An 8,983-nucleotide genomic window follows, 5' to 3' on the forward strand; every position below is an offset into this window, starting at 1 on the left:
CAAGGCTGCGCTTTGCCGTTTACAGTCACGAGCTTCCTGATCCCGGAACACGCTCTGCGAGTCCTTTATGAATAAACGTCCGTTGTATTTCGATTACGCCGCCACCACGCCGGTGGATGAGCGGGTCATCAAGGTGATGGTCGAGTGTCTGGGCTTTACCGGCAATTTCGGCAACCCGGCCTCAAGTTCCCACGTCTTCGGCCAGCAGGCCCGGCAATCGGTAGAGCAAGCACGACGCCAGGTCGCCGAACTGGTCGGTGCGACGCCTGAGCAGATCGTCTGGACCTCAGGCGCCACCGAATCCAACAACCTCGCGCTCAAGGGCGTGACCCAGGCCCGCGGTACTGGCGGCGGCCATATCATCACCAGCCAGATCGAACACAAGGCCATTCTCGATACCGCCAGGCAACTGCAGGATGCCGGTGTAGCCGTGACCTATCTGGTGCCGGACGCCGAAGGGCTGATCACCGCGCAAGCGGTCAGCGAAGCCATGCGCGAGGACACCTTCCTGGTGTCGCTGATGCTGGTCAACAACGAACTGGGTACGCTCAACGATATTCCCGCCATCGGCCAGGTGGTGCGTGACCGCGGGGCGTTGTTCCATGTCGACGCCGCACAGGGCGCGGGCAAAGTGGCGATCGACCTCGCGCAGTGGCCGGTGGACCTGATGTCGTTTTCTGCGCACAAGCTCTATGGCCCCAAAGGCATCGGTGCGTTGTACGTCGGTCCGCGTGCACAACAACGATTGCAGGCACAGATCCATGGCGGCGGGCATGAGGGCGGTTTGCGTTCCGGTACCCTGGCGACCCACCAGATCGTGGCCATGGGGTCGGCATTCGCGCTGGCGGCAGCGTCCTTCGATGAAGAGAAAGCCGTCATCGAGCGTTTGCGTGAACGTTTGCTCGAGCAATTGCACAGCATTCCCGGCGTGCGTCTCAACGGCAGCCCGACCCGGCGCATTCCCCATACCCTGAGCCTGACCTTCAGTGAAGGCGAGTTCAACCCGGCAGCGTTGCTGGCCTCGATCGCGTTTTCCGCGACCTCGGCCTGCAATTCCGCGAGCAATGCCCCATCCCATGTACTGCTGGCCCTGGGGCATGACGCCCGCTCGGCCAGTCGCACCATCCGCTTGAGCCTCGGGCGTTTCACCACCGAGCAGGATATCGACCAGGCGGTTCAACTGATCAAGGCAGCCTGCGCCAGTGCTCCGGCATTCTGGCAGTAGGGCGACGAAGCGCCGACGTTGATCGGCACTCAACAATAATGATGAAGTGGTTAGCAGGAGACACGATGAATACGCAGCTTTCGACCAATGGATCGGTGCCCCAGCGCCTGGCGCAAACCCGCGAACTGATGAGCCGGGAGGGCATTCACGCCTTGCTGGTGCCGTCGGCCGACCCACACCTGTCCGAATACCTGCCGGGTTACTGGCAGGGGCGCCAGTGGTTGTCGGGTTTCCATGGTTCGGTCGGCACCTTGATCGTGACCCCGGATTTTGCCGGCGTCTGGGCCGACAGCCGTTATTGGGAGCAGGCGACCAAGGAACTCAAGGGCAGCGGTATTGATCTGGTCAAGCTGCAACCGGGTCAACCCGGGCCACTGGAATGGCTGGCCGAGCAAACTCCGGAAGGTGGCGTGGTCGCGGTCGATGGCGCGGTCATGGCCGTGGCTTCGGCACGGACCCTGGGCGGTAAACTTGAAGAGCGTGGTGCCCGTCTGCGCACCGACATCGACCTGTTGAGCGGAGTCTGGAGCGACCGCCCAAGCCTGCCGGACGAGCCGATCTATCAGCACTTGCCACCACAGGCGACCGTTGGCCGTGGCGAAAAACTCGCCAAACTGCGTGAAACCCTCAAGGCGAAGGGGGCCGACTGGCATTTCATCGCCACCCTCGATGACATCGCCTGGCTGTTCAATCTGCGTGGCGGCGACGTGTCGTTCAACCCGGTGTTTGTTTCTTTCGCCCTGATCAATCAGCAACAGGCCACGCTGTTTGTCGCCTTGAGCAAAGTCAGCGCCGAGTTGCGTGCAATCCTCGAACAGGACGGGGTGACCTTGCGCGATTACAGCGAAGTCGCTGCCGCACTGCGCGCCGTGCCGAGCGGCGCGAGCTTGCAAGTCGACCCGGCGCGGGTCACGGCGGGGCTGCTGGACAATCTTGACAGCGGGGTGAAGCTGATCGAAGGCCTGAACCCGACGACCCTGGCCAAATCGCAAAAAAGCCTGGCCGATGCCGAGCACATCCGTCAGGCCATGGAACAGGACGGTGCAGCGCTGTGCGAATTCTTCGCCTGGCTGGACTCGGCGCTGGGCCGCGAGCGCATCACCGAACTGACCATCGACGAAAAACTTACCGCCGCCCGTGAGCGCCGCCCGGATTATGTGTCGCTGAGTTTCAACACCATCGCCGCGTTCAACGCCAATGGCGCGATGCCGCACTACCACGCGACCGAAGAAGAACACGCGGTAATCGAAGGGGACGGTCTGCTGTTGATCGACTCCGGCGGCCAGTACCTGGGCGGCACCACCGACATCACGCGGATGGTTGCGGTGGGCACGCCGACCGACGAGCAAAAACGCGACTGCACTCGCGTGCTCAAGGGCGTGATTGCCTTGTCTCGCGCGCAATTCCCCAAAGGCATTCTGTCGCCGCTGCTCGATGCCATCGCCCGCGCGCCGATCTGGGCGGAAAGTGTCGACTATGGTCACGGCACCGGTCATGGCGTCGGTTACTTCCTGAACGTCCACGAAGGTCCGCAAGTCATCGCCTATCAGGCCGCACCTGCACCGCAAACTGCGATGCAACCCGGCATGATCACGTCCATTGAGCCGGGCACCTATCGTCCGGGTCGTTGGGGGGTGCGCATTGAAAACCTGGCGATGAACCGTGAGGCGGGCAAAAGCGAATTCGGCGAGTTCCTGAAGTTCGAAACGCTGACCCTGTGCCCGATCGACACGCGTTGCCTGGAAACATCGCTGTTGTCCGAGGACGAGAAGCAGTGGTTCAACGCTTACCACGCCGAAGTGCGCGAACGCTTGAGCCCGCTGGTCGAAGGTGCCGCACTGGAGTGGCTGAACACCCGCACCGCGGCTATCTGATGTGAAGCTCAGGCGCTTTTTCCAGCGCCTGAGCCATATAGTCGACAAAGGCTTTGACCCTGGCGGATTGGCGACGATTCGCCGGGGATACGGCGTGTATCGGCAGCGACAGCGTGCTGTAATCCTGCAAAATCGCGATCACCCGGCCAGCGATCAGGTCTTCGCTGAATAGCCACACCGGTGACAACGCAATTCCCAATCCCCCCAGCACCAGTTCACGGATCGCCTCGGAGTTGTTGCTCTGTGCATTGCCCTTGATCCGCACTTCGTGGCGTTGGGCGTCTTTTGTGTACACCCACAGGTTATGACTGCTCAGCAGGTTGAACATCAGGCAATTGTGCCCGCTCAGTTCCTGTGGTGTTTGCGGTTGGCCGTATTGCCTGAGGTAGTCAGGTGATGCGACGGTCACCCGATGGGTCGTGCCAACAAGGCGAGCGATCAGGCCACTGTCGTTCAGGGCACCGATCCGGAACGTGACATCCAGCCCTTCGCTGACCAGATCCTGGTTTTGATCGCTCAGTTGCAGGTCTATCTGAACCTCAGGGTAGTGTTTGAGAAAGTCCGGCAACCGAGGGGCGATCTGCAAGCGGCCGAAACTCACCGACGAGCCGATTTTCAACGGCCCGGCGACTTTTTCGCGACCGGACTGGAAGCTATGTTCCGCCGCGTCCACGGCGGCGAGGATGATCCGGCATTCGTTGTAATAGCGCTGACCTTCATCCGTCAGGGATAACTTGCGGGTGCTGCGGGCAATCAGCTTTCCCCCCAATCGGGTTTCCAGCGCCTGCAGCACTTTGCTGATGGTCGGCTGGCTGGTCTGCATCTCCCGGGCAACGGCAGAAAAACTGCCCCGTTCGACCACTCGCACGAAAATCGCCATTGCGGTGAGTTTGTCCACGGGATTCCTCATTGATGCTGTATCGGCATGGTCACTATAGCGATATGGCGTCTTATCGGCATGAATTGGGCGAGGCAAGATTGATCCTGTATTCACTTCTGATGGGACATGGCGAAATGACTGACACACTGAATATGCGCGCGATGATGGTCGACTCGGCCAATGCGCCGTTACGTTTGGTTTCCATTGCGCGTCCGGTGCCGCAGGCGGGGCAGGTATTGGTCAAGATCAAGGCCAGCGGTGTGAATCCGCTGGATGGCAAAATCCGCTCGGGGCAAGCAGCCCATGCAGGTCAGCCATTGCCGGCGATAGTGGGGATGGATCTGGCCGGGACCGTAGAGGCGCTGGGAGAGGGCGTCAGTGGCTGGCTTGCGGGAGATGAGGTGTACGCCATGGCCACCGGTATTGGTGGAATTCAAGGCTCATTGGCCGAATACGCGGCGGTCGATGCGCGACTGTTGGCACGTAAGCCGTACAACCTGAGCATGCGTGAGGCTGCCGGTTTGCCGCTGGTGCTGATCACCGCTTGGGAAGGTCTGGTGGACCGGGCTCGCGTGCGACCCGGGCAGAAGGTATTGATTCATGGCGGTGCCGGTGGCGTCGGACATGTCGCTGTGCAAATCGCCCGCGCTTTTGGCGCTGAGGTTTTTGCCACGGGCTCGGCCGGGCAGCAATCGATCATCGAAGGGTTCGGTGCAACATTTATCGATTATCGCAAAGCTTCGGTCGAAGACTATGTGGCGCAACATACGGCCGGTGAGGGTTTCGACATTGTCTATGACACAGTGGGAGGCGAAACCCTGGATGCGTCATTCAAGGCTGCCCGGATGTATCACGGTCATGTGCTCAGTTGCCTGGGCTGGGGGCAGCACAGCCTGGCACCGCTTTCCTTTCGCGGGGCGACTTATTCCGGTGTCTTCACTTTGCTGCCGCTCCTGACGGGGCGGGGGCGTGAACATCACGGCGAGATTCTGCGCGAGGCGGCACGGTTGATAGAGGCGGGTAAGCTCGTACCTTTGCTTGACCCGCACCCGTTCACTTTGCAAACCGCAGAAGCCGCCCATGCACTGCTCTTGTCGGGAGCGGCAAAGGGGCGGTTGGTGGTCGAGATTTAACTCAAGGCTTCAAGCACGAAGTCCAGTCGATCCTGGCCGAAGTACAGCTGGTTGTCGACAAACATGCTTGGGGCTCCGAATACGCCTCGCTCTACGGCTTTTTCGGTGTTGTCCTTGAGCAGGGCTTTGACTTCCTCATCGGCGGTCAGTGCCAGGACCTCTTGTGGATCGAAACCGTTTTCGCTGAGCACTGCCGCAACGGTTGCCGGTTCATCCAGGCTGCGGCCGTCGACCCAAATGGCCTTGAACAGGCAATCGATGAAGGCGGCAAAGCGGTCAGGGTGGCGCAACTGCATGCCTGTTACAGCGCGCATGAGCATCAAGGTGTTGATCGGGAAGTGGGGATTGAATTTCAGAGGCACGCCATAGCGTTTGGCGTAGCGGTCCAGATCCTGAAACATGTAGCGGCCCTTGGCCGGTACCGTCACCGGAGAGGCATTGCCAGTGGCTTTGAACACTCCGCCCAGCAAGAGTGGAATGTAGATCAACCGGGTGTCGGTCTGTGCGCAGATCTTCGGTAGCTGGGTGTAGGCCAGATAGGTGGCGGGACTGCCGAGGTCGAAGTAGAACTCCACGGTTTTGCTCATGTTCAAGGCTCTCCTCTTATTGTTGTGTCGCAGAAGTTACCAGCGTTCGCTCCAGGGGCGAAGGTCCAGCTCGAAGGTCCAGGCATCGCGGGGCTGGCTGTGCAGGTACCAGTAGTTTTCGGCGATATGCTCGGGATTGAGGATGCCATCCTGATCCTTGGTGGCGTATTTCTCGGGGAAACTTTCACGAATGAAGTCGGTATCGATGGCGCCGTCGACGACGATATGGGCAACGTGAATATTCATCGGCCCGAGCTCTCGGGCCATGCTTTGCGCCAGTGCACGAATGCCGTGTTTGGCTCCCGCAAATGCGGCGAACCCGGCAGCGCCGCGCATGCCTGCGGTGGCGCCGGTGAACAGGATAGTGCCCCGCTGGCGCTTGGCCATGCGCTTGGCGACTTCACGCGCGTTGAGAAAACCGGAAAAACAGGCCATTTCCCAGATCTTGAAATACTTGCGGGCGGTTTCTTCGAGAATGCTGCACGGCACGTTGGCGCCGATATTGAAGACGAATGCTTCGATGGGGCCGACCTGGTCTTCGATCTGCTCGACCAGCGCGATCACGTCTTCCTCCTTGCGTGCATCGCAGGCAAAACCGTGGGCCTCGCCACCATCAGCCTTGATGGCATCCACCAGTGGCTGGAGTTTGTCCACACTGCGGCGGGTGACGCAGGCGACAAAACCTTCCTGGGCAAAACGCTTGGCAATGGCGCCGCCCGTGGCATCACCTGCACCGACGACCAGTACGACCTTCTTGTTATTCATGGGTGGATCCCTTATTGGTAAACGATCGTTAACTAAACGAACGTTATGCTACGATTCGACAGACGTCAAGGTGAGCAATTTCAGGAGAAGGGCAATGCGTTATTCGGCCAGTCACAAGCTGGAAACCAGGCAAAAGCTGCTGGAAAGCAGTGCGGTATCGGCCAAGAAGTCCGGATTTTCTACGGTGGGCGTGGACGGCCTGATGAAGGCGATTGGCTTGAGTGGCGGCGCCTTCTACAGCCACTTCTCGTCGAAAGACGAGTTGTTCGCAACCATTGTCGAACGTGAGTTGGGGCAAAGTCTGGCGCGACTGGGGGAAGGGCAGGACCGTGACAAGCTTGAGCGCTGCTTGAAACTGTACCTGAGCATGTCTCACGTCGAGAATCCGGAAACCGGTTGTGCATTACCGGCATTGGGGGCGGAAATTGCCCGTTCCGACGTGACTGTCCGCCAACAGGCAGAGCACTGGATTTGTCGGCTTCAGGAAAGTTGGGCGGGTGTTCTGCAAAGCGACAGCCTGGCGTGGGCGATTCTGTCGCAATGTATTGGCGCGCTGGTCGTAGCGCGCATGCTGGCTAGCCCGGATATCCAACGCACAGTGCTGAAGTCCAGCTACGAGGAAATTGGCCGTCAGATCGCAAGTCCGAGAACCTGACGCGACGGCCCTGCCTATTTGCAGATGACAATCATGCTGCGGCTGGTATATCCCGCAGGATTGAGGCCAAACGGATAATCGCCGGGCTCTTCCACGGCATCTCCCGACTTGGCAATGACCTTGTATCCCTTGGGTGCGCAGGAGTTGGCGGCGCTGGCGTAGCACTTGTCCCAGGACGATGACAGTCCGGAACAGTTGATGTGTAACCCTTTCTTGCCGTGCTTGATCTGTGTTTTTGATGTCGCTGCGCAGCCCGCAATTGCAAGTACGGCGATCAGTATCAAAATTCGTTTCATTACTGTCCTTATAGCGTCCCCGGATCTTGTGCCCGGGTCTGGCTGCATTCGCTTTCGATTGACGCCTATCGATATCCCTATCTGAAGTTGTCCATGGTATGACCCAGGGGTGCGGGGCTAAACATGGCCTAATTGAGCGGCAAATGCCAGAGCTGTGTCATCTCTGTTATTAATCTGCAGCTACTGCCGGTCTGGCGGCAGTGCTCATGGTCATGGTTGCACCGACGGATGCCAGAATGATGCACAGGATTGCCATCCACTGCGACAGCGAGAGGTATTCATGGAGGAACAGCAAGCCCGATAACGCACCGAAGGCGGGCTCAATGCTCATCAGCGTGCCGAAGGTTCTGGCAGGCATGCGGGTCAGAGCGACCATCTCCAGGGTGTAGGGGAGGGCTGTGGACAAGACGGCGACGCCGAGGGCCACAGGGATCAATGAAGGGGTCAGCAACGCGGAGCCAGCATGGACGATACCGATAGGGGCTACGAAGAGCGCCGCGATCATTACTCCCAGTGCTGCGGTTTGCACGCCATTATCGGCCCCTGCTTTTTGGCCGAACAAAATGTACAGCGCCCAGCAGACCCCGGCACCCAAGGCATAACCGGCGCCTACCAGATCGATGCCGGCGGTCGCTTCTCCTGTCGGTATCAGTAACAGTAAGCCGACGGCAGCCAGGGCGATCCACAAAAAGTCGATCGCGCGACGCGAGGCGTAGATCGCCACGGCCAATGGGCCGGTGAACTCAAGCGCCACCGCAATGCCCAGCGGAACGGTTTGCAATGACATATAGAAGAGGAAGTTCATGCCGCCCAGAGCCATGCCGTAGACGATGACGGTGCGCAGGGACCTTGCAGTGAGTTTTGCCCGCCATGGACGCAGTATCAGCATCATGATCACGCTGGCAAAAATCAGTCGTAGTGTTGTCGTCCCTTGAGGGCCAATAACAGAGAACATGCTTTTGGCCAGGGAGGCTCCGGACTGGATCGACGCCATGGCTATGAGCAGCAGCCCAACCGAAAACAGAGTTGAGGCTAGGCTGCGAGGCTGATCATTCATTGCGTGGCATCGTCCGAAAAGAGGAAATAAGGGCATTTCTCTAGCTGTTGGGCAATATACTGCGCATTCCCCACAGGCGCGTCTATATATAAGCAGTGTTTTTACGCATATCGGTAGAAAACCGGAATCAGTGCTTGACGGCAGATTCTGGAGGCCTATAATTCGCCCCACTTCCGGCGCAGTCGAAACGGAAAACTCCTTGGAAAACAAAGAGTTATGTAGGTTTCGGCAGCAGGTTGCTTCAGGTCATCGAAGCCGAAAGGAAGTTGAAAAAGAGGTGTTGACAGCAGCGTGTAACGCTGTAGAATTCGCCTCCCGCTGACGAGAGATCGGAAGCGCAAGTGGTTGAAGTTGTTAAGGATTCCTTGAAAACTTCTGAAAAAATCACTTGACAGTAAATGAGGCTGCTGTAGAATGCGCGCCTCGGTTGAGACGAAAGATCTTAACCAACCGCTCTTTAACAACTGAATCAAGCAATTCGTGTGGGTGCTTGTGGAGTCAGACTGCTAGT

General features: G+C 58.8%; 9 protein-coding genes. 4 read left to right on the forward strand and 5 right to left on the reverse strand.

Features of this window, described 5'->3' with window-relative positions; genetic code table 11:
- Positions 1 to 67 precede the first annotated feature (67 nt).
- Both ACCD00_RS09170 and ACCD00_RS09175 read left to right on the forward strand, forming a co-directional pair.
- Entirely contained in the window at positions 68 to 1,225 is a 1,158-nt protein-coding gene (locus ACCD00_RS09170; RefSeq protein WP_413423794.1) for a cysteine desulfurase family protein, read from the forward strand.
- Positions 1,226 to 1,290: 65 nt separating this feature from the next.
- Positions 1,291 to 3,099 (forward strand): aminopeptidase P family protein, encoded by a 1,809-nt coding sequence (locus ACCD00_RS09175; RefSeq protein WP_413423796.1) that lies wholly within the window; start codon positions 1,291 to 1,293, stop codon positions 3,097 to 3,099.
- On the opposite strand, the gene ACCD00_RS09180 is transcribed toward ACCD00_RS09175, so the two are convergent.
- Positions 3,092 to 4,009 (reverse strand): LysR family transcriptional regulator, encoded by a 918-nt coding sequence (locus ACCD00_RS09180; RefSeq protein ID WP_413423798.1) that lies wholly within the window; start codon positions 4,007 to 4,009, stop codon positions 3,092 to 3,094. The two genes, ACCD00_RS09175 and ACCD00_RS09180, sit on opposite strands and share 8 nt — an antisense overlap.
- 104 nt (positions 4,010 to 4,113) lie before the next feature.
- Here ACCD00_RS09180 and ACCD00_RS09185 point away from each other — a divergent pair, with 104 nt between their 5' ends.
- Complete coding sequence (locus ACCD00_RS09185) at positions 4,114 to 5,112, forward strand: zinc-dependent alcohol dehydrogenase family protein (protein WP_413423800.1); 999 nt, start codon at positions 4,114 to 4,116, stop codon at positions 5,110 to 5,112.
- Here ACCD00_RS09185 and ACCD00_RS09190 read toward each other — a convergent pair.
- Together ACCD00_RS09190 and ACCD00_RS09195 are read right to left on the reverse strand one after the other, a co-directional pair.
- Positions 5,109 to 5,699, reverse strand: a complete 591-nt coding sequence (locus tag ACCD00_RS09190; RefSeq protein ID WP_413423802.1) for a 2-hydroxychromene-2-carboxylate isomerase — start codon at positions 5,697 to 5,699, stop codon at positions 5,109 to 5,111. The two genes, ACCD00_RS09185 and ACCD00_RS09190, sit on opposite strands and share 4 nt — an antisense overlap.
- A gap of 36 nt (positions 5,700 to 5,735) precedes the next feature.
- Complete coding sequence (locus ACCD00_RS09195; RefSeq protein ID WP_413423804.1) at positions 5,736 to 6,464, reverse strand: SDR family oxidoreductase; 729 nt, start codon at positions 6,462 to 6,464, stop codon at positions 5,736 to 5,738.
- A gap of 94 nt (positions 6,465 to 6,558) precedes the next feature.
- Here ACCD00_RS09195 and ACCD00_RS09200 point away from each other — a divergent pair, with 94 nt between their 5' ends.
- Entirely contained in the window at positions 6,559 to 7,119 is a 561-nt protein-coding gene (locus tag ACCD00_RS09200; RefSeq protein ID WP_413423806.1) for a TetR/AcrR family transcriptional regulator, read from the forward strand.
- Between the two features lie 14 nt (positions 7,120 to 7,133).
- Here ACCD00_RS09200 and ACCD00_RS09205 read toward each other — a convergent pair whose 3' ends face one another.
- Both ACCD00_RS09205 and rhtA read right to left on the reverse strand, forming a co-directional pair.
- Complete coding sequence (locus tag ACCD00_RS09205) at positions 7,134 to 7,415, reverse strand: hypothetical protein (RefSeq protein ID WP_007990112.1); 282 nt, start codon at positions 7,413 to 7,415, stop codon at positions 7,134 to 7,136.
- A 169-nt stretch (positions 7,416 to 7,584) separates the two neighbouring features.
- Entirely contained in the window at positions 7,585 to 8,472 is an 888-nt protein-coding gene (rhtA, locus tag ACCD00_RS09210) for a threonine/homoserine exporter RhtA (RefSeq protein WP_413423808.1), read from the reverse strand.
- Positions 8,473 to 8,983 lie beyond the last annotated feature (511 nt).

The organism is Pseudomonas sp. Pseusp3 (assembly GCF_047304225.1).
In the GTDB taxonomy this organism is placed as follows: Bacteria; Pseudomonadota; Gammaproteobacteria; order Pseudomonadales; family Pseudomonadaceae; genus Aquipseudomonas; species Aquipseudomonas fluorescens_CD.